Below are 23,758 nucleotides of genomic sequence, written 5' to 3'. Positions count from 1 at the left end.
AACAGGAGAACGTTGCGCGTACAGATAAATCACAGGTGATTCATTGCACAGAAGCTTCGAATCATGGCGAATCGTTCCGTTCACATCACCCGTGTTCCGGGGGCATCAGGCCGATGCCTCTCCCAACACGTTTCATGCCCGGTTCGTCACGCGGGACTGTCTGCGGGCAGCACCAGCGTGAACGTCGGCGGGTCCGGCCGGCTCAGCCGCAACCGCCCGCCTTCGGCTTCGGCGAGGCTGCGCGCCAGCGGCAGGCCGATCCCGTGCCCGCTGAGCGCCGCCGCGAACGGATCGGCCTCGCCGAGGTCGGGGCCTTCGTCGGCGACGTCGATGGCGAGCGCGTCGCCGGCGTCCCGGGCCACCACCGTGACGGTGCCCTGCCCGTGCGTCGCCGCGTTGTCCAGCAGCACCCCGAGCACCTGCCGGACCGCCGCGGCCGCCGCGTGCGCCGGCGGCGGGTCCTGCCGGACGATCCGCAGCGCCCGCCCGTGCGGTGCGAGCAGGGCTTCGCCCGCCTGCCGGACTTCGTCGAGGAGCGCGCCGAGGTCGAGTTCGGCCCGCGGGGCCCGGCGTTCCCGGCCCAGCGCCAGGAGGTCCTCGATGGTGCGTTCCAGCCGGTCGGCGGACGCGATCCCGGCGCGGATCGCCGCGTACGGGTCCGCGGCCGGCGTTTCCAGCGCGGCTTCGAGCTGCAGCCGCAGCCCGGTCAGCGGGGTGCGCAGCTGGTGCGACGCCTCCGCGGAGAACGCCCGCTCGCGCTCCAGTGTCTCGCCGATCCGCGCCGCCGTGGCGTCCAGAGTCTCGGCGACCTGGTCGATCTCGGCGATTCCCGCGCGGGGAGACCGGGCGGTGAAGTCGCCGTCGCCGAGCCGCTCGGCCGCGGCGGCGAGTTCCTCCAGCGGCCGGACGAGCCGGGTGGTGAACCGGCGGGCCAGCAGCCAGCTGGCCCCGGTCGTCACGACCGCGAGCCCGGCCATGCCGAGCCAAGTCAGCACGATCCGCAGCTGTAGCTGAGACAGCGGCAGCGCGGCGCGGACCACGCCAGTCACCCGGGAACCGCTGACCACCGGCACCGCCAGCACCATTTCGCCGCCTTCGCGGCCGATGACGACGTCCACCGTGGCCTTGGCCGCCTGCTGCTCGACCGGGCCACCGACGGCGGGCCCGTGCCCGGTGAGCAGCCGCCCGCCCGGGGCGTAGATCCCGACCTCGCCCCCGGCTTCGTCGTCCTCCTCGTCGAGCGGGGGCACGGTCGGCCGCCGCCCGGCGGTCAGGTCTTCCGACACGGCGAGCGCGGCGGCGTCCGCGGCCCGCTCCAGGTCGCCCTTTGCGTCGTCGTGGTAGTACCGCCACACCGCGATGCCCAGCGGCAGCGCGAACAGCACTGTGGCGACGAGTGCGGCCAGTACCGTCAGCGAGGTGATCCGGCGGCGCACGGCTACCCTTCGGCCACGGACCGGGCGGGGTCCTCCAGGCGGTAGCCGTGCCCGCGCAGGGTGGCGATCCGGGGCACTTCGGCGTCGGGCCCGGCCGCCGACGTGAGCTTGCGGCGCACCGCCGCGATGTGCACGTCCAGCGTCTTCGTCGAGCCGTACCAGTGCGCGTCCCAGACCTCGGACATCAGCGTCTCGCGGCTGACCGCGACCCCGGGCTGCTCGGCGAGCCGGGCCAGCAGGTCGAACTCCTTCGCGCGCAGCACGACCTCGCGCCCGTGCAAGGTGGCGCGCCGGCCGGCGATGTCGACGATCAGCCCCCCGATGGTCACCGGTGGCCGGGCCCCGGCCGGTGCGCCGCGGCGCAGGTGCGCCCGCACCCTCGCCAGCAGCTCGCCCAGCCGGATCGGCTTGGTGAGGTAGTCGTCGGCCCCGGCGTCGAGGCCGACGACGACGTCCATCTCCTCCTGCCGAGCGGTGAGGATGACCAGCACCGCGGACGGCAACGCGGCCCGCAGCCGACGGCAGACCTCGACGCCGTCCAGGTCGGGCAGGCCGAGATCGAGCAGCACGAAGTCGAACTCGCCCGCTTCGGCGGCCTGCAGGGCGGTCCGCCCGTCGCGTCGCCAGCACACCTGGTAACCGTGCAGTCGCAGGGTCGATTCGAGCACGCTGCCGATCGCCGCGTCGTCTTCCACCACCAGCAGGTTCGGCATGCCGGGAGCCTAACCAACGATGCGTCGGATGCCGGGGCGTTGTGGTCTATTCCGCCCGGGTACCGAGGCCGATCCGCGATATCCGCCGCGAGGCGTGAACGACGGCTTCGCTGAACGCAGCGACTTCGGCGCTCCCGAACCGGCTGCTGGGACCCGTGATCGCCAGCGCAGCCAGTACCCGGCCGTCGCCGTCGCGCACCGGCGCGGCGACACTCGACGCGCCCGCCTCCGGCTCACCGTGGCAGACCGCGGCGCTTTCGGCCGCGCCGGCCAGGACCTGCCCGGCGGCCCCGCACTCGAGCGGCAGCTCGTCACCTACGTGGCCGACGTGCCGGATGGCCTGAGGACCCTCCTCCTGCGCCACGCAGACCAGCACGCTGGTGCTGCGCACGTAGAGGTTCACCGTCTCGCGGCACTCCCGCGCCAGGTCGCGCAGCACCTGCCGGACCGGCTCGGGCAGCTGCCACGCCGTGTTCGCCAGCTGCGCCCAGCGGAGCATCCCGGGCCCGACGGTGATCCGCCCGTCCGGGCGTGTCCACAGCAGGCCGCGTTGTTCGCAAGTGGCGACGAGGCGCAACAGGGTCGTCTTCGCCAGGCCGCTCGCCGCGGTGAGGTCCTTCACCGCCCAGGTCCGGGTGCGTTCCGTGAAGAGAGCGAGCAGGTCGAAGGTGCGCAGCACGCTGCGGACCGCTCCCTCGTCTTCCGCGTGCATCGAGCGACCCCCGTCCGCGTGGTGGATCCAGCGTATCGGCGGACGGACGGGCTCAGGCCACGTGTCGCTCGAACGCCGCAACGGTCTCGGCGAGCACTTCCGCTCCCGGCCGCGCCCACAGCCCGGCGTTGAACACCTCGACCTCGATCGGGCCCGTGTAGCCCGCGGCCTCGACGCAGGCACGCAGGTGGCGGTGGTCGATCGGGCCGTCGCCCGGCAGCGCGCGACCCAGCAGCGGGTCGGGCAGCGGCACCAGCACGTCGCACACGTGGAACCCGGCGATCCGGCCGGCGGCCGCGGCGATCGACTCCTCGATCCGCGGGTCCCACCAGACGTGGAACTCGTCCACGATCACGCCGACCTGCTCGGCGGGGTGCTCCCGGGCGACCGACAGCGCCTGATCCACAGTGGACAGCACCGAGCGGTCCGCGCACTGCATCGGGTGCAGCGGCTCCAGACCGAGCCGCACCCCGCGCTCCCCGGCGTACGGCGCGAGCTCACCCACGGCGTCCGCTACCCGCTGCCGGGACGCGGCCAGGTCGTTGCCCGCGATCCCGCCGACAACCAGCACGAGAACGTCGGCGCCGAGCGCGGCGGCCTCGTCGATCGCCTCCCGGGTCTGGGCCACACCGTCCACAGGGGACCCCTCCGGCGTCACGCCGGTGAAGAACCCACCACGGCACAAAGACGAAACCCGCACACCGTGCTCCTTGAGCACCCGCGCGGCTTCGTCGACACCGGTTTCGGCCACCTTGTCGCGCCACAGTCCGATCCAGCCGACGCCCGCCGCCGCGCAGCCGGCCACCGCTTCGGGCAGCGACCAGGCCTTGGTGGTGATCTGGTTGAGGCTCAGCCGGGGATCCATCACGCCACCCCCGCGGCCTGCAGCAGCGGCCGCATCCGGGCCACGGCCAGGTCGGGGTCGGCGAGCACACCGGCCTCGTCGGCGAGCCGCAGCAACGTCGCGAGGTGGGTGATCGTGCGCGCGGACTCCTGGCCGGCGATCATCCGGAAGTGCTCCTGGTGGCCGTTGAGGTAGGCCAGGAAGACGACACCGGTCTTGTAGTGCCGGGTCGGCGCACGGAAGATCTCGCGGGACAGCGGCACGGTGGGGTCGAGCAGGGCGCCGAACCCGGCCCGGTCGCCTTCGTCGAGGCGAGCCAGTGCGGCCGCGGCGACCGGCGCGATCGGGTCGAAGATCCCGAGCAGGGCCTCGCTGTGGCCTTCGTCGTCCCCGGCGATGAGTTCGGGATAGTTGAAGTCGTCGCCGGTGTAGCAGGCGACGCCGCCGGGAAGGGCCCGCCGGAATTCGGTCTCGATCTCGGCGTCCAGCACCGAGACCTTCACCCCGGCGATCGTCCCGGCGTGCTCGGCGCAAAGCGCGGCCAGCTCGCGGGCCGCGGCGCGCACGTCGTCGTGGCCCCAGTAGCCGGCCAGCGCCGGGTCGAACTGCTCGCCCAGCCAGTGCAGCAGGACCGGCCCGCTCGCCTCGGAGAGCAGCTTCCCGTACGCCGCGTGGTAGTCCTCGGGACCGGTCGCCGCCGCGGCCAGCGCCCGGCTGGCCATGACGACCGGGATCGCGCCCGCGCGGGAGACCAGGTCCAGCTGCTCGCGCCAGGCGTCCACAATGGAGGCGACGGTCGCCGGGCCGGCGGGCAGCTGGTCGGTGCCGACCCCAGCGCACCAGCGCCGCCCGGCGGCGACGGCACCGGTGCGCGTCACCAGCTCCTGCGTCGTCGCCCAGTCGAGGCCCATGCCGCGCTGCGCGGTGTCCATCGCCTCCGCGACGCCCAGCCCGCACGACCAGAGATGCTCGCGGAAGGCCAGCGTCGTGTCCCAGTCCACGGCGTAGGGCTCGTCGGCCAGCGCGTCCGCGACGACATGCGCGGCGGCGTAGACGATCCGCGACGCCGGCGGCGTCTTCGGTGGCTCCGGGAGCGGCGGCCCGGACGGCGACCAGTTCAGGAGCTCCCCGCCGGGAACCGGGAGCACGAGCATCAGGACCTCCGAGACAGTCAGAAAGCGCTTTCTCAAATCCACGGTAGGGCCTGTGCCGGAGCACGACAAGGCCCGTCCGGGTCAGCGCTTGGGGCGTGCGGTGCTTTCGCGCAGGACGACCTCGCCGGACAGCCGGACCGTCCGCGGCCGGCTGCCCGTGGCGCCCTTGATCGCCAGGTCCATCGCCCGTTCGCCCAGTTCCTCCAGCGGCAGCCGCACGGTGGTCAGGGCCGGGGCCAGGTCGCGGACCACCGGGATGTCGTCGAAGCCGGCCACGGAGATGTCACCCGGTACGGACAGGCCTTCCTCCCGCAACGCCGTCAGCGCGCCGATCGCCATCACGTCGGTGACGGCGAAGAGGCAGGTAGGCAGCTTGCGCTTGCGGCCGGCGAGCAGCCGCTTCGTGGCTTCGTACCCTCCGTCGCGGCTGAACGCGGCCTCGAAGACGTCGTCTTCGCGCAGCTCGATACCGTGCGCGGCGAGCTCACCCGAGAACCCGGCCAGCCGGTCGATCACGGTGCTCAGCCGCCGCGGCCCGGCCAGCACGGCGAACCGCTTGTGCCCGAGGCCGACCAGCGCCTTCGCCAGTTCCGCGGCACCGCCCTTGTTGTCCGGCTGGACAGTATCGATCTTGAGCCCGCGGTGGCGGCTGACCGCCGCGACCTGACCGCCGCCGCGGCGGTAGGGCTCCAGTTCGGCGGCCATCGCCCGCTCCCACGCCCGGTCTTCGAATGCCGAGCCGATCAGCAGGATCGCCGCGGCCCGCTGCGCGCGCAGCGTCGAGACGTAGGCGACCTCGCGATCCGGGTCGCGGAACGTGCCGGCGAGCATCACGAGCAGCCCGTTGTCGGTGGCCACGCGCATCACGCCGCCGGCGATCGCGGCGAAGTACGGGTCGCTGACGTCGTGGCAGATCACGCCGACCGTGCGGTGGGTGCCACCGGCAAGGGCCTGCGCGTGGGCGTTCGGGGCGTAGGCCAGCTCGGCCGCGGCGGCGGAGACCCGCTCCCGCAGGTCGGCGCGGACGGACGCGGTGCCGTTGAGCACCCGCGACGCCGTCGCGAGCGAGACGTTCGCGCTGCGTGCCACATCTTCCAGTGTCACGTGCGGCCGGGCCTTCATGGCTCCTCCAAGATCGGTCTCGGGCGTTCGCGTGTGCTCGGTCGGTGCAATCTACTGGGAGTCGAACGCGGACGGAGAAACCGCTACTCGGCGAACGTACCCCGATCGAGTGAAAAGCGGCCGGGGAAGATCCACGACGGTGTGGGTGTTCCTGTCCAGGGGAACCGTCAAGTGGTGAGCTGGCCACATCAGAGGATCGCGAAAGGAACCACGCATGCTGTTCGGTGACGAGCACGTCCGCCGCTACGAGGAGACCGACGGCGAGGTCGGCCACGACTGGCAGGAAGGCGTCCCGACGCTGGTGCTGACCACGAAGGGCCGCAAGACCGGGCAGGAGCGCAAGTTCGCCCTGATCTACCAGGAAGTCGACGGAAACCCGGTGATCGTGGCCTCGAAGGGCGGCGCGTCGAGCCACCCCGGCTGGTACTTCAACCTCGTCGAGCACCCTGAGGTCGGCGTGCAGGTCAAGGCCGACAAGTTCAAGGCGCGCGCCCGCACCACCTCCGGTGAGGAGCGCACCAAGCTGTGGGAGAAGCTCGCCGCGGTCTGGCCGGACTACAACGAGTACGCGAAGAAGACCGACCGCGAAATCCCCGTGGTGGTGCTCGAGCGGCTGTGACCTTCCCACGGTGAACTTCTTGCTGTGATCTGCGCCGCGTTCGGCGCGCGCCGGGGCCCAACCGGCCGGTCGTGAGCTACGAATGACACTCATGACCGACCGCTGGACCGTCCTGGAGACCGAAGGTGAGCTACTCACCCGACGCCAGATGATCGCCTACGGCCGGCGCTTCGCCCGCGCCGGCCGGGGTGCCTGGTACAGCCTCGCGATCGAGGTGGTCTGGCAGTTCCTCGCGCAGACGACTCGCTTCCGCGTGCGGGGTTCGCGGCACATCCCCCGGTCCGGCGGGGTGCTGGTGGCGTCGAACCACCTGTCGTTCGCCGACCCGACGACGCTGACGGCGTTCTGTCTCGCCGCCGGCCGGGTGCCCCGCTACCTGGCGAAGGCCTCGCTCTGGAAACTGCCGGTGGTGGGCCCGGTGATGCGTTCCGGACGGCACATCCCGGTCTACCGTGGCGCGGCGACGGCGGCTGAGGCCTACCGGGACCTGGTCGCCGCCGTGCGGGCAGGCGAGTGCGTCGCGATCTTCCCGGAAGGCACGTTCTCGAACGATCCCGCCGGCTGGCCGATGCGCGGCAAGACCGGTGTGGTCCGGGCCGCGTTGGAGACCGGGGCCCCGGTGATCCCGGTGGCCAACTGGGGGACCCACCACTTGCTGCCGGCCACGGCGTGGCTGCCGCGCGGGGTGCCCCGCAAGACGGTGGACCTCGTCGCGGGGCCGCCGGTCGACCTCTCGGACCTCGTCGGCCGGGAGCTGACTCGCGCGGTGCTGGAAGAGGCGACGGCCCGGATCATGGCGGCGGTGACGTCGCTGCTGGCCTCGGTCCGCGGGGAGCAGCCGCCGATCGCCGCCTGAGGCGCCGGGCGGCGTTCGGAAACGGTGAGCATCTGCCGTCCTCGACCTTCCGGGGGCGCCCACGAGCAGTTTCCTACCGGCGGTGACCGCGGCGGTGTGGACGACCAAGCGAGGGTGACGACGGACGCGGAGCAAGACCCGGCGGTCCGTGCCCCGGCCGCCGGTTGGCGATGCCCGTCGCCAGCCTGTGGCAGTGCCCAGCACCGAACTGCCCTTCGAGTCGGCGGCGGTCGGGACTCCGTGGTGCCAGATCTGCGGATCCGCGTGCTGGATGGCGGCCATCTCTTGCCCGGAGCGCGTGACGAGGAGGTGACCGCGGTCCTGCGCGGCCACCTTGGCGGTCGAGCGAGCACCGTCACTCCGCTTGGCGATGGGGAAAGGGGTAGTTTCGGCTCATGAGTGCACAACACTTTGATGTCGTCGTGCTGGGGGCCGGGGTGGGCGGCTACGTCGCGGCGATCCGCGCGTCCCAGCTGGGGCTGAGCGCCGCGGTGGTCGAGGAGAAGTACTGGGGCGGCGTCTGCCTGAACGTCGGGTGCATCCCGTCGAAGGCGCTGCTGCGCAACGCCGAGCTGGCGCACGTGGTGACGCAGGAGGCGAAGGCGTTCGGCATCTCGTCCGACAGCCCGATCCGCGTCGACTACACGGCCGCCTACGAGCGGAGCCGCAAGGTCGCCGACGGGCGCGTCAAGGGCGTGCACTTCCTCATGAAGAAGAACAAGATCACCGAGTTCGACGGGCACGGCACCTTCGTCGACGACCACACCCTCGAGGTCAACGGCTCGCAGGTGACGTTCGACCACTGCATCATCGCGACGGGCGCGACCACACGGCTGCTGCCCGGGACATCGCGCAGCTCCCGCGTTGTGACCTACGAAGAGCAGATCCTCTCGAGCGAGCTGCCGTCGAGCATCGTCATCGCCGGCGCGGGCGCGATCGGCGTCGAGTTCGCGTATGTGCTGCACAACTACGGCGTCGACGTCACGATCGTCGAGTTCCTCGACCGGATGGTGCCGCTGGAGGACGCCGAAGTGTCGGCGGAGCTGGCGCGCCGGTACCGCAAGCTCGGCATCAAGGTGCTGACGTCGACCCGCGTCGAGTCGATCGACGACTCGGGCCCATCGGTGCGCGTCACTGTGTCTTCGGAGAAGAACGGTGAGCAGGTCCTCGAGGCGGACAAAGTCCTGCAGGCGATCGGCTTCCAGCCGCGGGTGGAGGGCTACGGCCTGGAGACGACGGGCGTCGCGCTCACTGATCGAGGGGCGATCGCCGTGGATGGCCGAGGCCGCACGAATGTCTCGCATATTTTCGCGATCGGCGACGTGACGGCGAAGCTGATGTTGGCGCACGCATCCGAGTCGATGGGCGTGGTCGCGGCGGAGACGATCGCGGGCGCGGAGACGATGGAACTCGACTTCCCGATGATCCCGCGCGCGACGTACTGCCAGCCCCAGATCGCGAGCTTCGGCTGGACCGAGGAGCAGGCCCGTGAGAAGGGCTTCGACGTCCAGGTGGCGAAGTTCCCGTTTACGGCCAACGGCAAGGCCCAAGGCCTCGGCGACGCGGGTGGCTTCGTCAAGCTGATCAGCGACGCGAAATACGGCGAGCTGATCGGCGGCCACCTCATCGGGCCGGACGTCACGGAGCTGCTGCCGGAGCTGACACTGGCCCAGCAGTGGGATCTGACGGTGCACGAAGTGGCGCGGAACGTTCATGCTCACCCGACCCTGGGTGAAGCGGTGAAGGAAGCGATCCACGGCCTTGCGGGCCACATGATCAACATGTAGGGACCTCGAAGCGGAGCTCCGGCCGCTCCCAGCGGACCTTCGGGGGTTTCGGCGGGATCGTGCCGGTGCGCCGTCCGCCCATGCGGACGTAAAACGGCAACGCAGGCGGGTGCGAGACGACGCGGACGCTTTCGATCTCGCGTTCGCGGGCCTCGGCAAGCATGTGCGTGATCAGGCGCGCGCCGATGCCGAGGCCCTGCGCGTCGTCCGCGACGAAGAGGATGTCGAGTTCCGGTTGCTCTGTCAGCAGCGTGTAGAAACCGAGGAGTTCGTCGCCTCTCATGGCGGTGAAGGTCAGGTTGCTTTCGATGTACTCGGGTGTGACCGCGTAACCATCCAAATGGACGCATATTCGCCTTGGTAGGCCGGAGAGGCGTGCATCAGGGCGGTCAGGACGCCGGCCTGCGCCGGGCCGGCGCGGAAGATTTCGATCTTGTCCATGGCGCAGAGCGTACGTCGGGGTACCGACAGTTTCGGTTCGTTGTCGTCTCATGACGGGGGTCGCTCCGCGAGGCTCGGGGTTGGCAAGGGTGGCGTCGATCTTCGGATCACGCGGGATGATTTGGCCGCCCAAGTGCGGTCGAGTCGCCTTGGTTGCCAGGAACTCGGACATGCGCCCGGCAGCGCGGGGCAGGCCTGCATCGTCTAAGCCGCGTCGTTCTGAGGCGGGTGCGAGGTGCGCGGCAGCGGGCGGGCGCTGTTCTCGGGTGCGCGCGGTGCGTGCAGTGGCGGCGCGGTCGAGCGATGGACGAGGCCGGCGGGGGTGGTGATCGTCAGGGTGCCGTCCTCGGCCAGGGCGTAGTGCCAGCCGGGTTCGTCCTTCAGGTGGTGGTCGCAGCTGCAGAACGCGGCCAGTGACGCTGTACTGGTGGGGCCGCCGTGGTGCCAGTCGGTGACGTGGTCGATCTCGCACGCCTGCGCCGGGCGGGCGCAGCCGGGGCGGCGGCACTCGCGGTCGCGGACCCGGACGAACTCCGCCATCGCCGCCGTGGGGCGATAACGGGTACGGCCGAGATCGTGGACCTGACCAGTCAGCGGGTCCGTGATGATCCGGCGCAGGATCGTGTCCGGGCCGCCGAGGAGTTCGCGGGCGAGGGCCGCGGAAATAGGCCCGTGGCCCGCGAATTCCGCCGGGTTCTCGTTCAAGCCCAGATAGGTGGCCAGGTCCAGGTAGAGGAATCCCTCCAGACGCGGGGGAGTGCCGCCGACTTCGGCGCTCAGCAGTAGGTTCAGGGCGACGTCGGCGCGCAGCTGGTCCAGCGTGCGGGGCTCGTCGCTCGTCTTCAGCGCCTTGGCCATCCCGTTGACCCGGGCATACGCCGCGGCGGCCTTCTCGGCCGGCGCGTGGTCGAGGGACAGCGTCGCCGCGCCCGAATCCTGATGGATCAATGTGAGGCAACGCGCCGCGCGCCGTTCGCGGGTTCGTCGTTCGGCACCTTCCGGATCCGCCATCTTCGCCGCGTACGTCGCTGCTTTCCGTACTTCCGTGGCATTCTTGCCCGCCAAGTGCAACGCGAGACTCGCATCGGCGCCCCGCGCGGCCTCGTCGGTGAGCCATGCTGTCGCGTTGGTGACCTTCATCGCGCGTCCCAGGTCGAGCCGACCGCGCTCCATGAGTCCGAAGGTGTCGGGCAGGCGACTGGTCAGTGCCTCGGCTGTCGCGATCATCGCGCCCGCGTGACGTGTCGTGACGGAGAGGGCCAGGGAGAGTTCCGCCTCGGTACTGCGCGGATTCCCGCGTCTTCGGCTCAGTGTGGCCGCGGCGCGTACCTGGAGCGCTTCGAGCCGTGCGATTTCGGACGCGGCCGCCTGCATGACGCGGACGATGCCGTTGTCGGTCAGGTGATCGATCTGCTTCGAACGAAGGCGGAAGGCTCGGTCTTCGCGCCTGAGGTAGTGCACGACTGCCTTGCGGACTTCGTTGTCGGTGATGTTCTGGACGGAAGCTTCGGTGGTGGTCATGCCGGCGACGTTAGGGGCGGCCACCGACAGAAAAGCGGGCTGAGGCAGCGAAAATGGCCACTCGATCGAGTGAAGATGTGCGGTAAGGTCGAGTCATGACGGACCTCGAGCGGCTCCGAAACATGTTGGAACACAACGAAGTTCTCACCGAATTGCTCGATCGGGCAAGGAAACTCGAACTCCCGCATTGGTACCTCACCGCCGGGTGCGTCGTGCAGACCGTTTGGAACGTCCTGACCGGACGCGAAGCGGCGCGGGGAATCAAGGACTACGACCTCTTCTATCACGATGCCCAAGACCTCGGCTGGGAAGCCGAAAACCGGGTGATCCGCATGGTCGGCGCCGCGTGCGAAGATCTTCCGGTCGAAGTGGAAGTACGCAACGAAGCCCGAGTGCACCTCTGGTACGAAGGGAAGTTCGGCATCCCCTGCCGTCCCTTCGCCACCACGGAGCAAGCGATCGACGCCTTTCCGGCGATCTGTTCGTGCGTGGGCGTCCGGATCGAACGCGACGGGATCTGGCGCTTCCATGCACCACATGGTTGTGATGACCTGTTCGCGTTGGTCGTTCGGCCGAACCCGGTGCTCGCCCCGCGGGAAGTCTACGAACGCAAAGCCGCCCGATGGCAAAACCAGTGGCCTCAGCTGAAAGTGCGGCCGTGGTCTTGACCTCCAGTCTGCTGGAAGTTCCAGGATGGTGGAGCAAGCGACAACCTGGAGGGAACCGATGAAAGCCGCTGCGTTCACCGAGTTCGGTGGGCCGGACGTACTCCGCGTTCTCGAGCTGCTGGAGCCGCACGCCGGGCCAGGGCAGGTTCGGGTGCGGGTGAAGGCCGCCGGGGTGCAGCCGTACGACGCCGCCGTTCGTGCCGGGTGGGAGCCGCCGGGGCTGAAGCTGGGCTGGCCGCGGGTGCCCGGCAATGAATTCGCCGGTGTCGTCGACGAAGGCAGCGAGGACATCGAGGTGGGTACCGACGTGCTGGGCTTCACCGCTGTGCAGGCCGCCGCCGAGTACATCGTCGTCCCGGCTGCCGATGTGACGCCGAAGCCGCCCGAAATGCGTGGGAGGTGGCCGGCGGGTTCACGGCCGGCACGCAGATCGCGTCGATCGCGCTGGAAACGCTGCACCTGCGAGAAGGCGAGACGTTGCTCGTCCACTGCGCCGCCGGGTCAGTCGGCACCGCCGCGGTTCAGCTCGCGCAACTCCAGGGCGCCAAGGTGGTCGGTACCGCGAGCGAAGCGAACCAGGACTATCTCCGCGAGTTGGGCGCGACCCCCGTTGTCTACGGCGTCGGACTCGAGGCCGGCATCGAGGCTGCCGCACCGCAGGGGATCGACGTGGTGCTCGACGGCGCGGGGTGGTCCCGCACTCGACATCTCACTCGAACTGGTGAAGGACCGGCGCCGGATCCTCACTCTCGTCGATCACGGCCGGGCTGCGGAACTCGGCGTGCTCGTCTCGAAGTCCGGACGCTCCGCTGCGCGTCTCGCCGAATTGGCCGCGCTTTACGCCAAGGGCGACTTGCGGTTCCACGTACGCCGCGTCTATCCGTACACCGAGGCGGCCGCCGCCCATCGGGAGGTCGAGACGGGACACGGCCGGGAAAAAATCGTTCTCACGTTTTCCTGACCGTTCCAGTATGTGGACCGACGGGTGTTCCCGACTTTGGTCGGTGGACCACTGAGCGGGCACTCCTTAGATTCTCCCAATACGCCCGGTCGGGTGTCATTCGGTCGAGCGACCGAGCAATACAGGGAGACATCGATGGTGAGATTCAGCCGGGTCGCCGCGCACGCGGTTCCGCTGACGGTCGGCGCGCTGCTGCTGACGACGGGGGTCTCGGCGGCGCAGCCGTCCACCGTGGACGTGGCGACCGCGCGCACCGAAGCGGGTATCAACGCGCTGCAGAGCATCAAGAAGAGCCTGAGCCCCGCGGAACGCAAGCAATCGAGCCAGCTGGTCATCGAGAAGCGGTTGCGGGCCGACCGGTCGCTGGCCGCGAAGCTCCCCGACTACCGCTCCGGCGTCGGTGTCAGCACCGCCGGCACCGTCGCCGTTGACATCGCCGCTCACGGCAAGGCCGTCGCGAGCGCCGTCCAGGCGGCAGGCGGGACCGTCCGCTACGTCTCGTCGGACGGTGCCGTCCGCGCCGACCTGCCGCTGTCCGTGCTGGACGAGATCGCCGGCCGGGCCGACGTGGCCGAAGTGAAGCCCGCGGCGCAGGCCACGACCTGGAGCGAGCCGGGCAACCGGGACCTGCGCCAGGCCCTCGCCGCGCAGGCCGCGGCCGCGACCCAGGTCTCCGAAGGCGACAAGGCGCACGGCGCCGACACGGCTCGTACGACCTACGGCGTCAGCGGCTCCGGCGTCAAGGTCTGCGTGCTTTCCGACGGCGTCGACTCGCTGGCGAAGTCGCAGAGCGCCGGCGAGCTGCCCACGGTCGACGTCCTGTCCGGCCAGAAGGGCAGTGGCGACGAGGGCACCGCGATGCTCGAGATCATCCACGACCTCGCGCCGAGCGCGACGCTCGGCTTCGCCACGGCGTTCACCAGCGAGGCCAGCTTCGCCGCGAACATCCGTGCGCTGCGCAGCACCGGCAACTGCCAGATCATCGTCGACGACGTCTCCTACTTCGACGAAGCGCCGTTCCAGGACACGCAGGTCGCCCAAGCGGTCAACGACGTGACCGCGGCCGGAGCGCTGTACTTCTCCTCGGCCGGCAACTCGGGCAACGCGACCGACGGCACCAGCGGCTACTACGAAGGCGACTTCCGCGCCTCCTCGACGAAGATCAGCGGCGTCACCGGCACCCCGCACGACTTCGACCCGAGCAGCACCACGCAGAACTTCGACGCCCTCTCGACCGGCTCGCTCGGCAAGCCGGTGACGTTGTTCTGGTCCGACCCGTGGGGCAAGTCCGCCAACGACTACGACCTGTTCATCCTGAACTCGTCGGGCAGCGTCGTGGCTTCCAGCGAGAACGGCCAGTCCGGCGCGCAGAACCCGTACGAGATCGCGAACGTGCCCACCACCGGCTCCGGTTACAAGGTCGCGGTGGTCAAGTACAGCGGCGCCGACCGGTTCATCGCCCTGAACGTCATTCGCGGCCGGTTCGTGGCCTCGGGCTCGCTCAAGGCGTTCAGCACCAACGGCGTCACGAACGGCCACTCGGCCGCGGCGAACGCGTTCAGCGTCGCGGCGGCCCCGGCGGCGGCCGCGTTCAGCCGTCCGCTGGAGACCGGCGACCCGGCGAACCCGGCCGGCCCGTACCCCGGCCTGTTCAGCGCGTCGAGCAAGTGGGAGCGGTTCTCCTCCGACGGCAAGCGGCGCCTGTTCTACAACGCCGACGGCACCGCGATTACCCCCGGCAACGTGTCCTCGACCGGCGGCACGGTCCGCACCAAGCCGGACATCACCGCGGCCGACGGCGTCGCGACCTCGGTGAGCGGTTTCCAGCCGTTCTTCGGGACGTCGGCGGCGGCCCCGCACGCGGCGGCGATCGCGGCACTGCTGCTCTCGGGCAAGCCGACGGCGACCCCGGCCCAGATCCGTACGGCTTTGGTGTCTTCGTCGATCGACCTGGGTACCCCCGGGTTCGACACGGTGACCGGCAACGGCGTGATCATGGCAGGCCCGGCGCTGGCCGCGCTGGGTGTGCAGGCCAAATAGGTCTCCTCGCACCGGCCCGGCGAGTTCTTGCGCTGTTGTGCTCGCCGGGCCGGTTCGTGCCCGGGTTGTCCACAGGGTGGTCGTGATGTGGACGAGTTCGCCGCGACGGCACCGTTTCGCCCGGATTGTCGGGGGCCGATAGACTGGCCTGGGGACGCCCCCTGGGAGCGGCGGGGGATGTTCGACGGTGGCTGTGGTGAGGCCGCAGCTGGTTACTTCGATCCGGTGCGGTCCACATCCGACGTACCCGGGCGGACCGGCGAACGTCCGGCCTCGGAACTCCCGGCATTGCGCGAACGAATCATCCACCTCGGCGAAAGCCGTGGACGAGTCGTTCACGACGTCGGAGCCGGTTACTTCGGTGCGGTCACCAGCAAGTGAAATCCCAGCCCGCTGTGCGCGAACCGCTCCTGCCGCGTCACCTGCAGGCCCGCCAAGCTCAGCGCGGCCTTCAGCTCGTCCAGCGGGCGGATGTGGAAGCCGTTGTCCGTCAGCATCTTCGAACGGCCCATCAGGTCCGGGTCGCCGATGCCCAGCACGAACCGGCCGCTCGGGGTGAGGACCCGGGCCACCTCCGCGAACGCCGCGCCGAGATCTAGGACGAAGTAGATCGTGTTCGTCGAGACGATCGCGTCGACTGCGTGGTCGTCGAGAGGCAGGGCCGTCATCGAACCTTCGTGGAGGTGCAGCCGGCCCGCCGAGATCTCCGTGGCGAACGTGCCCCGGGCGTGGTCGAGCATGGTCGCCGAGATGTCCACGGCGTGGACCGCGGCCGCTCGGCGCAACAGCAACTCCAGGCCCAAGCCGCCGCCGAAGCCGATGTCCAGTGCCGTCTCGGTGCCCGATGGCTCCAAGGCCTCGACCGCCTTCACGACCGCCGTCCGGTTGCGGCGGTTGAGCATCGCGCCGACGAGTCGGCCGCGCAGGCCGCTAGGGTGGCCGAGTTGGCGGGCCAGGCCGGCCTGGAAACTTTCGCGAAGTCCCATGCGAACAGTGTAGGAGGCGCGATGGCGAAGACCGCGGTTGTCACCGGAGCCGGATCGGGGATCGGGCGGGCCCTGCTCGGCGACGGCTACCACGTGGTCCTCGCCGGCCGCCGGACCGACGCGCTGGGCGAGACGGCAGGGGACGCCGCGCACACCCTCGTCGTGCCCACCGACGTCTCGGATGAAGAGTCTGTCCGGAGCCTCTTCGAGACCGTCCGCCGGGAATGGGGACGGCTCGACCTGCTGGTCAACAACGCGGGCGTCTCCGTCGGCGGGACCGTCGCCGGCCTGTCCGTCGAGGACTGGAAACGTACGGTCGACGTCAACCTCACCGGGATGTTCCTCTGTGCCCGGGAGGCCGTGCGGCTCATGAAGGACCAGGATCCGCGCGGCGGCCGGATTGTCAACAACGGCTCTATCTCCGCGCACGTGCCGCGGCCCGCGAGTGTCGCCTACACCGCCACCAAACACGCCGTCACCGGGCTGACCCGGTCGATCTCGCTGGACGGCCGCGCCTGGAACGTCGCCTGCGGGCAGATCGACATCGGCAACGCCGCCACCGAGATGACCGAACGGATGACCGCCGGCATACCGCAGGCGGACGGCCGGGTCGCCGCCGAGCCGACGTTCGACCTGAAGCACGTGGCCGACGCGGTGCTGTACATGGCCGGGCTGCCGCTGGACGCGAATGTCCAGTTTCTGACCATAACGGCGACGACCATGCCGTTCATCGGCCGCGGGTAGAATTCCGACATCCAGGTGAACTCGGAACCAGCTAGTCGACGGCCCGGCGGAGCGGTTGGTAAAACCGGAAATCCGTAGCGCCGAGCACAAGGGCTGAACCGTGCCGACTCAGTGGACTTTCGCCGCCGTGCTGGCGATCTTTTTCGCCGCCGCCGCATTCCTTGTCAAACAATTTCTGGGTGAGGGAGCCAAACACCTCGGCCAGCGATTCTGGCCGAACGTGTTCCGCAGCCGGCGCCGGACGCTGGGAAAGCGCAGCTTGCGACGGTACGTCAGCGGGGTCGCGCGGACGTACAACAACCACGCGCTGGGTTTCCTCGCCAACACCAAGGTCACCGTGAGCGACGTCTACGTCCCCCTCCAGCACGAGGTCGACGGACGCCGCGAGGACATCTACGGCAGCATCCGCACCAAGACCCGCATGGTCGTGCTCGGCGCCGCCGGCGCCGGAAAGTCCATGTTGCTGAAGAACTCTATGGTGAAGTGGGCGAAGGAGCCCGGTGTTTTCGACCGTGTGCCGGTCTTCGTCGAGCTGTTCCGCCGCAACCGCGGCGACGATTCCCTGTTCGACCTGGTCGCGGACGCGTTCGCGCGTGGTGGAGTGAAGAAACCGGAACGGTTTCTGGAACGAGCTCTCGAAGACGGCCTGCTGAGCGTGTTCTTCGACGGATTCGACGAAATCGTGACGGACCGCAGAGGAGAGGTGACACAACAGTTGAAGCAGTTCGCCGAGAAGTGGCCGAACTGCCAGATCGTCGTCACCTGCCGCGACGCGGTCTACGATTACGACCTGCGGCCGGCCTTCGAGGACGACGTCCGGGTGGCCGGTTTCGACGACGCGGCCATCCGCCGGTTCCTCGGTCTCTGGTTCAAATCGAAGCAGCTGCCCGACGTGCGGTACGAGGTCGACCAGATGATGGCGGGGCTGCGGGCCAGTCCCGCCATCATGCGGCTGGCCCGGACGCCGCTGCTGCTCACCATGATCGCGTCCCTGCACGACGCGGATCCCGGCCTCGGGCCGATGCTACCGAGCTCGCGCACCGAGTTCTACGAAATGGCTGTGATGCACCTGCTCAGGCGCGATTCCCAGCTCGGCCGCGGCCGCGAGCTCGCGACCTACAAGGCCGGGCATAAACTCATGGCCCTGCGGGCCATCGCCGTCCAGGCACAGGGGGCCATCGCGCCGGGAACGGACCGCCGGACGGTGTCGGAAAGCGAGCTCCTCACGAACATCACACGGGTACTCGGCCGGTTCAACCTGGCGCCGACCCACGCCTCCGACATGCTCGAGGAAATCGTCGACCGCAGCGGCTTGCTGGTAAAGGTCGACGAGGGCAACCTGCTTTACGAGTTCCCGCACCTGACCTTGCAGGAGTACCTCGCCGCGATGGAACTGGCCGACAGTCCCGAGCGGTTGCTTCACCTCTACGACAGCAACCCGGGCCGTTGGCGCGAGACGGTGAAGCTGTGGTGCGGTGGCGCGAATCGCGACTGCACACCGGTCGTCGAGCGGATCTTCGCCGGCGACGAGCGTGACAAGCTGCTGGCCCTCGAATGCCTGACCGAGGCGCGGCAGATCGACGAGGAGCTGGCCGGCAAGGTGCTGAACCACTTCGAGTCGGCGCTCCGCAGCGGCGAAGTCGCGGACCACCTCGTGGTGGCCGCGCTCGGTGCGGTCGCGGCGGATCCCGGACCACGGGGAACGGCGCTGCTGTCCCGGCTTCGCCAGGGTGCTCGGGAGCGCCGGGACTTGGCGATCGAGGCGCTGGCGGCGTCCCGGCTGCGGTCGGCGGTCGAGACGCTCACCGCGCTGGCCAAGGACACCCCGTCGGCACGGATCGCCCTGCGCTCGACCGGTGAGCTCGCGGTTCCGGTGCTCGCCGAGTGTGCCAAGCAGGGCTCGCTGTGGGCAGTCGACGACATCGCCGCCGTTGGCACCGCGTCGGCGGGCCTGGCGCTCGTCGACTTGCTGGATGACGAGGGTCCGGTGGCTTTCCGCGCCGCGTGGCGGCTGGCGGCCCTGGTGAACAACCCGGATATCGAGGAGGAGCTGTACCGCGCCGAGCCCCGAACGGTGCCGGGACCGCGCCACGATTGGCTGTGGGTGCCGTTCAACCGGAACGCTCCCCAGACGATCAATGAAATCATGGGTCGGGTCGGTTACCTGATCGACACTTCCGGCCCGGAGCACATGCCGGACGGCCCCGGCCGGATCGACCCGAGGCTGGCCATGCCGATCGGGGTGATCGGCGCTTCACGGCAATACCATCCGGCTTCCAGTGAGCGGCTCGAGGAGCGCATTCGCGACTTCGCCCGTTCGGTCGGCCTCGGCGTCAAGGAATTCCACGGCAGTGCCTTGTTGCTCGGTAGGATCTACGAGCAGGACCCGGAGGCGGCGCGGGCGGCCATGGCCGAGGTGTTCGACGAGGCACACGTCCATTCGGTTTACCGGGTTCTGCTGGAAACCCTGCCCACTCCCATTCTCCTGGACCTCGCGGACTGGTTCGGTGACATGGGGTTCCGGGTCGACGAGCACCAGTGGAAGGCCGTCACCGAGAATCCGCACGAGCCGGTCTTCCTCCGGCCCTTGGCCGGTGCCGCCCTCGCCGTTCTCCTCTTAGGCCCGTATCTGGTCGGGGTGACCAGAGCGACCGGAACCGCGTTCGGGTGGTGGCCGTGGGGCCCGTCGTGGCTGGGCTGGACTACGACGGTCGCGGCGGCCTGCACCTTCGTCGGTTTTGGGGCCCTCATGCTGGTGCTCGACATCGACTGGCTCGACGACTTGCTCGGAGCCATCTCGCCCAATGATGATGCGGAGGACCTGATCCTGCTGGTATTCGGGGTCGGCTTGGTCGTCTCCGCTCCGGGGGCCGCGGTGCTGTCGTGGACGACCCTGGTCGGCTGGGTCGGTATTCCCATGCTGGTGAGCGCGGTGGCCGCCCTGATCGCCGTCACTGTCGCGCTCTTCTGGGTCGTCGATCGGCGGGAACGGAAGATCGCCAATCCCTTCCGCGAGCTGCGGAGGCTCGACGAAAGCATCATCCGCGTCCGGTCGACGGTGATCTCGGGGCGGGAAGTGACCTGCTAGGGGATCACCCGCGCCTTGCGGAACTCGTCGAAGAGCCGGAAGAACATCTGCTCGGTTTCGACATAGGTGTGGAAGCCCGCCCGCCGCGACTTCGACGTGTCGGCGAACATGTCGTAGTCCCAGCCGAACACGAAATCGCCGAACGCCCACGACGACACGTCCGCATAGGATGCCGAAAGACCGTACTTAGAAGACATCGATGTCCACAGTGGCCCTTTGTCGGCCATGACTTCGGCCAGGGACATCCGCAGCGGCGGCGCGACGTCGAGGCCGAAGTACGCCGCCAGTTTCGGCCAGAGTTCGTTCCAGCGGAAGAGGTCGCCGTTCGCGATGTTGAAGGCGCCCTGGTGTCCGGTCGCCCAGATCGTCGCCTCGGCCAGGAGCCCTGAGTCGGTCATCTCCAGCAGGCTGTCGTACGCGCCGGGCTTGCCGGGGAACCGCAGCGGCAGCCCGAGTTCCTTCGAGATCGACGCGTACACCGCGATGACCAGCGCGAGGTTCATCGGGTTGCCCAGCGTGGTCCCGCCGACCACCGACGGCCGGATCGCCGACCACGTCCACGACCCCGGATGCCGTTCCAGGAACGCCTGCTGGTCGACGTTGAACTCGGGCGGCATGTGCCCCGCGTCGGTCTCGCGCGCCGGGGTCTTGAACGGGCCGAGGTGCGCGCCGTAGACCTTGTAGCCCTGCATCAGGCTGACGTGCTCCAATCCGGGCGCCGCCGCTTCGACCGCGTCGACGAGGTTGGTCAGCATCGCCAGGTTCGGCGGGACGAGCTCCGCCCACGTCGGTTTGTCCTGGTAAGCGGCGTAGAACACGTGGGTCGCGCCGGCCAGGGAGCCGACCTTCGCACGGGTGTCCGCGGGGTCGAGCAGGTCGACGGCCACCGTCCCCGGCCCGCCGCGGCGGGAAAGGCCGACGACGTCCCAGCCGCCGTCCGCTCGCAGGTGCTCGACCAGGTGCTTGCCGATGATTCCGTGGGCCCCGGCGACCAGGGCGGTCTTGCGCTTCATGACCTCAAGGCTGCCTAGGCGGGAGTGATGAGTCCAAGGCTTACTTGTCACCAAGTCGATAAGCTGAGGTCATGGCTAGTCTCCGGCAGCTCGAGTACCTGGTCACGGTGGTCGACACCGGTTCGTTCACCCGCGCCGCTGAACAGCTGCATGTGACACAGCCGGCGCTGTCGCACCAGATGCGCGTGCTCGAGCGCAGCCTCGGCGGGCCGCTGCTGGAGCGGCTGCCCCGGGCTGTCCGGCTGACCCCGATGGGCCGGGCGATGCTGCCGCACGCGCGAGCCGCGTTGGCCGACGCTGAACGTGCACGCTGCGCCGCCCGGCTCGCGTCCGGGACGACGGCGGGCGAGCTGCAGGTGGCGACGGTGTACTCGGTGAGCCTCGGCGTGCTGCCGCCCGCGCTGCGAGTGTGGCGGCGTGACCGGCCGGAGGTCGATGTCCGGCTCATCGAATTCCGGCACGCCGACGAGCTGCGGGAAGCGATGGCCGCGGGAGAAGCGGACGTCGCGCTCGGTCCGCGGCCCACCGGGTGGGACGGGCCGGTGCGGGAACTGGGCGTCGAGGACTTCGTTGTCGTGCTGCCCGCTGACGGCGCATCGGAGGAAGACACCACCGGCGTGGTCGACCTGAGCACGCTCGCCGGCTGCGCGTGGGTGCACTACGCCCCGGGCAACGGCCTCGCCGAACTCGTGGACGAGACGTGCGCCGCCGCGGGGTTCCGGCCACGCGCGGCGGTCCGCACCGAGCAGACGGCCGCCGCGCCGATCCTCGCCGCCGCGGGCCTCGGTCCCGCCCTCGTCCCGGCGAACGTCCTGCCGGCGCGGTTCGACGGCCGCGTTCTGCGCCCGTCGGTGCCTGTCCGCCGGACACTGGTCGCCTACACGCGCGTCGCGCCCGACCCGTTGACCACGGCGTTCATCGAAACTCTCGCCGAGCACGCCACCGTCTAGAGGCGATCAAGCCACGGATGCGGTCCGTAAGTGGTTTCAAGAGCCTTCGCCAGCCAGCGCCGCTGCGTGTCGTCGAGGACCGGCAGGGCCGCGGTGAAGTCTTGCTCGTCCTTGGGCCGGGTTCCCCGGGCTTTGGCGAACAACTGCACCTCGGGGGCCAGGTAGGGGACGCCTCCCGGCGAGACCGCACCCAGGTCGGCGATGGCGCGCCGCACGGCGCCGTTCCGGCGCGAGACCCACTCGTCGCCTTGCGCCTCGTCGAGCATGACCTGGATTCGCCACGGCGCGGCCGCCGACGGGCGGCACCACACATCGTCGACGCCGACCGGCAGGATTTCGCCGCGCTGCCAGGGACGCAGCGTGCCGGGTGGATCGGCCGCCCACCAATCCCACGATGACAGTGCCTCCTGGACCGCCGACTGATCGCGCCGGAGCAGGAGCACGTCGACGTCGCCGTGCTCGCGGAACGCGTGGCCCACGGCCAGCTCGATCGCGTGGCCGCCCGCGATCCACCACGGCACCCGCACCCGTGAGAACAACGCGGTCACCTCGGACAGGGGTGCGGGATCCCAGGTCATGACACCCCGATTCCGGCCAGCACCGGGCCGGCGAAGGGCGTCGTCGTGACGTCGTGGACGCGCGACGACCAGACGGCGTGGCCGTGCCCCGACCACAGCGGGACCACCGGCAGGTCGCGCAGCAGCTGGTTCTCCGCCAGCCGGTACAGCTCGCCCGCCTCGTCCGCGGTCGCCGCGGCGTCGGCGAGGGCCAGGTTCTGGCGGAAGACGTCGTCGGCGTACCCAGACTCCGAAGCCAGCTCCGAGAGCAGCTCGTACGGGCTCGCCGTGGCGAGCTTGAGGTCGAGCGTGGCCGGCCCGTCCAGCGGACCGGTGCTGGGTTTCGCCTGCGCGGTCACGGATACGTCCAGGGCCTTGTGCAGACCGACCACGAGGGTCCGCGTCCATGCTTCGGCGCCGGGTCCGAAGTAGACGGTTGCGCCGCCGGGAAAGGCAGCTTGGTGCAGGAGGGCCTTGCCGGCCGCGGCGTCGAAGCTGCACGGCCGGCAGGTGCCGGATCGTTCGCCGGGCGCGTCCGCCGGTGGCAGCAGCGCCTTGGCCGGGTCGACCTGGTGCGCGAGGGGGCCGGCTTCCAGCGCCGCGCGGTCGACGCCGAGCGCGAAGCCGTGACGGACTGTCGCGTCGGCGAACTGCGGGTTCGCCACCGGGAACGCCAGGTAGCCGGCTTGCGGCAACGCCCAGGTCGCGTGGTGGCCGTCGAAGTCGCCGTGCATGGCGTCGTGCTTCTCGCCGGGGACCTCGATCGCGAGGTCGAGCGTGCCCGCCTTCACCGCGTCGTACTGGGCCGCCGGCTCGCCGACCCGCAGTTCGATCTCCGTGGCGTTGCCCTGGCCGGTTCGTTTGAGAGTGCCACCCGAGCCGGGCTTCCACGGTCCGTCGAGCCGGTAGGGGCCGTTGCCGACGGGGCTCTTCGCGAAGCCGTCCCAGTCGCGGGAAGCGAGCACCGACGCGGGCAGCGGTACCAGGCCCGGCGCCGAGAGCAGCGCCGGCACCTGGCCGGACGGCCGGTCGAGCGTCAGGACGATCGTGTCCGGGGCCGGCGCCGTGATTTCCCGGGCGCGCAGCAGTTTCGTGAGTACGGGCGAGGAGACCCATCGCGAGTCCGCGATCACCTTCCAGGTGTCCACATAGGACTGCGCAGTGACCGGGGTGCCGTCGTGGAACGTGGCGGGCCGCAGCTTGACCGTCCAGTGCACCCGGTCGGTGCTCGTGATCGACTCGGCGGCCCGCGGTGTCACCTTTCCGGACGCCGCGTCGTAGTCGGCGAGCGGGGTCCACAGGGCGCCGGTCACCAACCGGCCCGCCTGGTCGGCGAGGTCGGCGGGCAGCAGCGTCGCGGGCTCCCGGATGCCGACGGACAGGACACCGGGCCGGGCCGGATCGGGGCCGGAACAGCCCGTGACGGCGAGAGCCAGGACGGCGAGCAGGACGAGCAGGCGCATGCGCCAGTCCTACCAGTCGGATGGCAACGAAAGACGGTTGTGTCCGGTTGATCTCCGTCGTACCGTTCGGTTGGTCACGCTCG

The 23,758-nt window shown here is 70.0% G+C and carries 22 protein-coding genes and 2 pseudogenes; 11 read left to right on the top strand and 13 right to left on the bottom strand.

Annotated features, from left to right (window positions below; genetic code table 11):
• Nucleotides 1–146 precede the first annotated feature (146 nt).
• From A3CE_RS0111845 to A3CE_RS0111820, 6 genes are all read right to left on the bottom strand, one after another.
• Nucleotides 147–1,436 carry a sensor histidine kinase gene (locus A3CE_RS0111845; RefSeq protein WP_020640302.1) on the bottom strand — a complete coding sequence of 430 codons (1,290 nt, stop codon included), beginning with the start codon at nucleotides 1,434–1,436 and terminating at the stop codon, nucleotides 147–149.
• A 2-nt stretch (nucleotides 1,437–1,438) separates the two neighbouring features.
• Nucleotides 1,439–2,149, bottom strand: coding sequence for a response regulator transcription factor (locus A3CE_RS0111840; protein ID WP_020640301.1), 711 nt, complete (start codon nucleotides 2,147–2,149; stop codon nucleotides 1,439–1,441).
• Between the two features lie 46 nt (nucleotides 2,150–2,195).
• Nucleotides 2,196–2,861, bottom strand: a complete 666-nt coding sequence (locus A3CE_RS0111835; protein ID WP_020640300.1) for an IclR family transcriptional regulator — start codon at nucleotides 2,859–2,861, stop codon at nucleotides 2,196–2,198.
• Between the two features lie 52 nt (nucleotides 2,862–2,913).
• Nucleotides 2,914–3,726, bottom strand: coding sequence for a sugar phosphate isomerase/epimerase family protein (locus tag A3CE_RS0111830; RefSeq protein ID WP_020640299.1), 813 nt, complete (start codon nucleotides 3,724–3,726; stop codon nucleotides 2,914–2,916).
• A complete protein-coding gene (locus A3CE_RS0111825; protein WP_020640298.1) occupies nucleotides 3,726–4,859 on the bottom strand; it encodes a DUF993 family protein in 1,134 nt (377 codons plus the stop codon). The genes A3CE_RS0111830 and A3CE_RS0111825 overlap by 1 nt, the downstream gene beginning before the upstream one ends.
• A gap of 81 nt (nucleotides 4,860–4,940) precedes the next feature.
• Nucleotides 4,941–5,981, bottom strand: a complete 1,041-nt coding sequence (locus A3CE_RS0111820; RefSeq protein WP_020640297.1) for a LacI family DNA-binding transcriptional regulator — start codon at nucleotides 5,979–5,981, stop codon at nucleotides 4,941–4,943.
• Between the two features lie 214 nt (nucleotides 5,982–6,195).
• Here A3CE_RS0111820 and A3CE_RS0111815 point away from each other — a divergent pair, with 214 nt between their 5' ends.
• The 3 genes from A3CE_RS0111815 to lpdA all read left to right on the top strand — a co-directional run bounded on the left by A3CE_RS0111815 (nucleotide 6,196) and on the right by lpdA (nucleotide 9,243).
• Complete coding sequence (locus A3CE_RS0111815) at nucleotides 6,196–6,600, top strand: nitroreductase family deazaflavin-dependent oxidoreductase (protein WP_020640296.1); 405 nt, start codon at nucleotides 6,196–6,198, stop codon at nucleotides 6,598–6,600.
• Nucleotides 6,601–6,691: 91 nt separating this feature from the next.
• Nucleotides 6,692–7,456, top strand: coding sequence for a lysophospholipid acyltransferase family protein (locus tag A3CE_RS0111810; RefSeq protein WP_020640295.1), 765 nt, complete (start codon nucleotides 6,692–6,694; stop codon nucleotides 7,454–7,456).
• 395 nt (nucleotides 7,457–7,851) lie between these two features.
• Nucleotides 7,852–9,243 carry a dihydrolipoyl dehydrogenase gene (gene lpdA / locus A3CE_RS0111805; RefSeq protein ID WP_026468391.1) on the top strand — a complete coding sequence of 464 codons (1,392 nt, stop codon included), beginning with the start codon at nucleotides 7,852–7,854 and terminating at the stop codon, nucleotides 9,241–9,243.
• Here lpdA and A3CE_RS50885 read toward each other — a convergent pair.
• The 3 genes from A3CE_RS50885 to A3CE_RS0111795 form a co-directional block, all read right to left on the bottom strand.
• The gene (locus A3CE_RS50885) at nucleotides 9,233–9,526 is read right to left on the bottom strand and encodes a GNAT family N-acetyltransferase (RefSeq protein ID WP_312024824.1); all 294 of its coding nucleotides are present in this window, start codon (nucleotides 9,524–9,526) and stop codon (nucleotides 9,233–9,235) included. The two genes, lpdA and A3CE_RS50885, sit on opposite strands and share 11 nt — an antisense overlap.
• A gap of 11 nt (nucleotides 9,527–9,537) precedes the next feature.
• Entirely contained in the window at nucleotides 9,538–9,684 is a 147-nt protein-coding gene (locus A3CE_RS59580) for a hypothetical protein (RefSeq protein ID WP_312024825.1), read from the bottom strand.
• Nucleotides 9,685–9,888: 204 nt separating this feature from the next.
• The gene (locus A3CE_RS0111795; protein WP_020640292.1) at nucleotides 9,889–11,205 is read right to left on the bottom strand and encodes an HNH endonuclease signature motif containing protein; all 1,317 of its coding nucleotides are present in this window, start codon (nucleotides 11,203–11,205) and stop codon (nucleotides 9,889–9,891) included.
• 95 nt (nucleotides 11,206–11,300) lie between these two features.
• On the opposite strand from A3CE_RS0111795, the gene A3CE_RS0111790 reads away from it, so the two are divergent.
• The 5 genes and pseudogenes from A3CE_RS0111790 to A3CE_RS0111775 all read left to right on the top strand — a co-directional run bounded on the left by A3CE_RS0111790 (nucleotide 11,301) and on the right by A3CE_RS0111775 (nucleotide 14,874).
• Nucleotides 11,301–11,873 (top strand): nucleotidyltransferase family protein, encoded by a 573-nt coding sequence (locus tag A3CE_RS0111790; protein ID WP_020640291.1) that lies wholly within the window; start codon nucleotides 11,301–11,303, stop codon nucleotides 11,871–11,873.
• A gap of 25 nt (nucleotides 11,874–11,898) precedes the next feature.
• A pseudogene (locus A3CE_RS59575) lies at nucleotides 11,899–12,243 on the top strand (alcohol dehydrogenase catalytic domain-containing protein); the annotation flags it as partial.
• Nucleotides 12,244–12,272: 29 nt separating this feature from the next.
• Nucleotides 12,273–12,503: pseudogene (locus tag A3CE_RS59570) on the top strand (NADP-dependent oxidoreductase); the annotation flags it as partial.
• Between the two features lie 91 nt (nucleotides 12,504–12,594).
• A complete protein-coding gene (locus A3CE_RS59565) occupies nucleotides 12,595–12,834 on the top strand; it encodes a zinc-binding dehydrogenase (RefSeq protein WP_020640289.1) in 240 nt (79 codons plus the stop codon).
• A 135-nt stretch (nucleotides 12,835–12,969) separates the two neighbouring features.
• A complete protein-coding gene (locus tag A3CE_RS0111775; protein ID WP_020640288.1) occupies nucleotides 12,970–14,874 on the top strand; it encodes a S8 family serine peptidase in 1,905 nt (634 codons plus the stop codon).
• Between the two features lie 353 nt (nucleotides 14,875–15,227).
• Here the strand turns inward: A3CE_RS0111775 and A3CE_RS0111770 are convergent, their stop codons facing one another.
• Nucleotides 15,228–15,860, bottom strand: a complete 633-nt coding sequence (locus A3CE_RS0111770) for a class I SAM-dependent methyltransferase (protein ID WP_026468390.1) — start codon at nucleotides 15,858–15,860, stop codon at nucleotides 15,228–15,230.
• A gap of 21 nt (nucleotides 15,861–15,881) precedes the next feature.
• On the opposite strand from A3CE_RS0111770, the gene A3CE_RS0111765 reads away from it, so the two are divergent.
• Nucleotides 15,882–16,604, top strand: coding sequence for an SDR family oxidoreductase (locus A3CE_RS0111765; RefSeq protein WP_020640286.1), 723 nt, complete (start codon nucleotides 15,882–15,884; stop codon nucleotides 16,602–16,604).
• Nucleotides 16,605–16,704: 100 nt separating this feature from the next.
• Nucleotides 16,705–19,692, top strand: a complete 2,988-nt coding sequence (locus A3CE_RS0111760; RefSeq protein WP_020640285.1) for an NACHT domain-containing protein — start codon at nucleotides 16,705–16,707, stop codon at nucleotides 19,690–19,692.
• Here A3CE_RS0111760 and A3CE_RS0111755 read toward each other — a convergent pair.
• Nucleotides 19,689–20,705, bottom strand: coding sequence for an SDR family oxidoreductase (locus A3CE_RS0111755; protein ID WP_020640284.1), 1,017 nt, complete (start codon nucleotides 20,703–20,705; stop codon nucleotides 19,689–19,691). The genes A3CE_RS0111760 and A3CE_RS0111755 overlap by 4 nt on opposite strands.
• A 71-nt stretch (nucleotides 20,706–20,776) precedes the next feature.
• Here A3CE_RS0111755 and A3CE_RS0111750 point away from each other — a divergent pair, with 71 nt between their 5' ends.
• Nucleotides 20,777–21,655: a LysR family transcriptional regulator gene (locus A3CE_RS0111750; RefSeq protein WP_020640283.1), complete on the top strand. Its 879-nt coding sequence runs from the start codon at nucleotides 20,777–20,779 to the stop codon at nucleotides 21,653–21,655.
• On the opposite strand, the gene A3CE_RS0111745 is transcribed toward A3CE_RS0111750, so the two are convergent.
• Both A3CE_RS0111745 and A3CE_RS0111740 read right to left on the bottom strand, forming a co-directional pair.
• Entirely contained in the window at nucleotides 21,652–22,233 is a 582-nt protein-coding gene (locus tag A3CE_RS0111745) for a nucleotidyltransferase domain-containing protein (RefSeq protein WP_020640282.1), read from the bottom strand. The genes A3CE_RS0111750 and A3CE_RS0111745 overlap by 4 nt on opposite strands.
• Nucleotides 22,230–23,675 carry a peptide ABC transporter substrate-binding protein gene (locus tag A3CE_RS0111740; protein WP_020640281.1) on the bottom strand — a complete coding sequence of 482 codons (1,446 nt, stop codon included), beginning with the start codon at nucleotides 23,673–23,675 and terminating at the stop codon, nucleotides 22,230–22,232. Before A3CE_RS0111740 ends, A3CE_RS0111745 begins: the two co-directional genes overlap by 4 nt.
• Nucleotides 23,676–23,758 lie beyond the last annotated feature (83 nt).

Source organism: Amycolatopsis balhimycina FH 1894, assembly GCF_000384295.1.
In the GTDB taxonomy this organism is placed as follows: domain Bacteria; phylum Actinomycetota; class Actinomycetes; order Mycobacteriales; family Pseudonocardiaceae; genus Amycolatopsis; species Amycolatopsis balhimycina.
The sequence above is the reverse complement of the archived record's forward strand: the minus strand, read 5'-3'. Positions and strand labels throughout refer to the sequence as shown.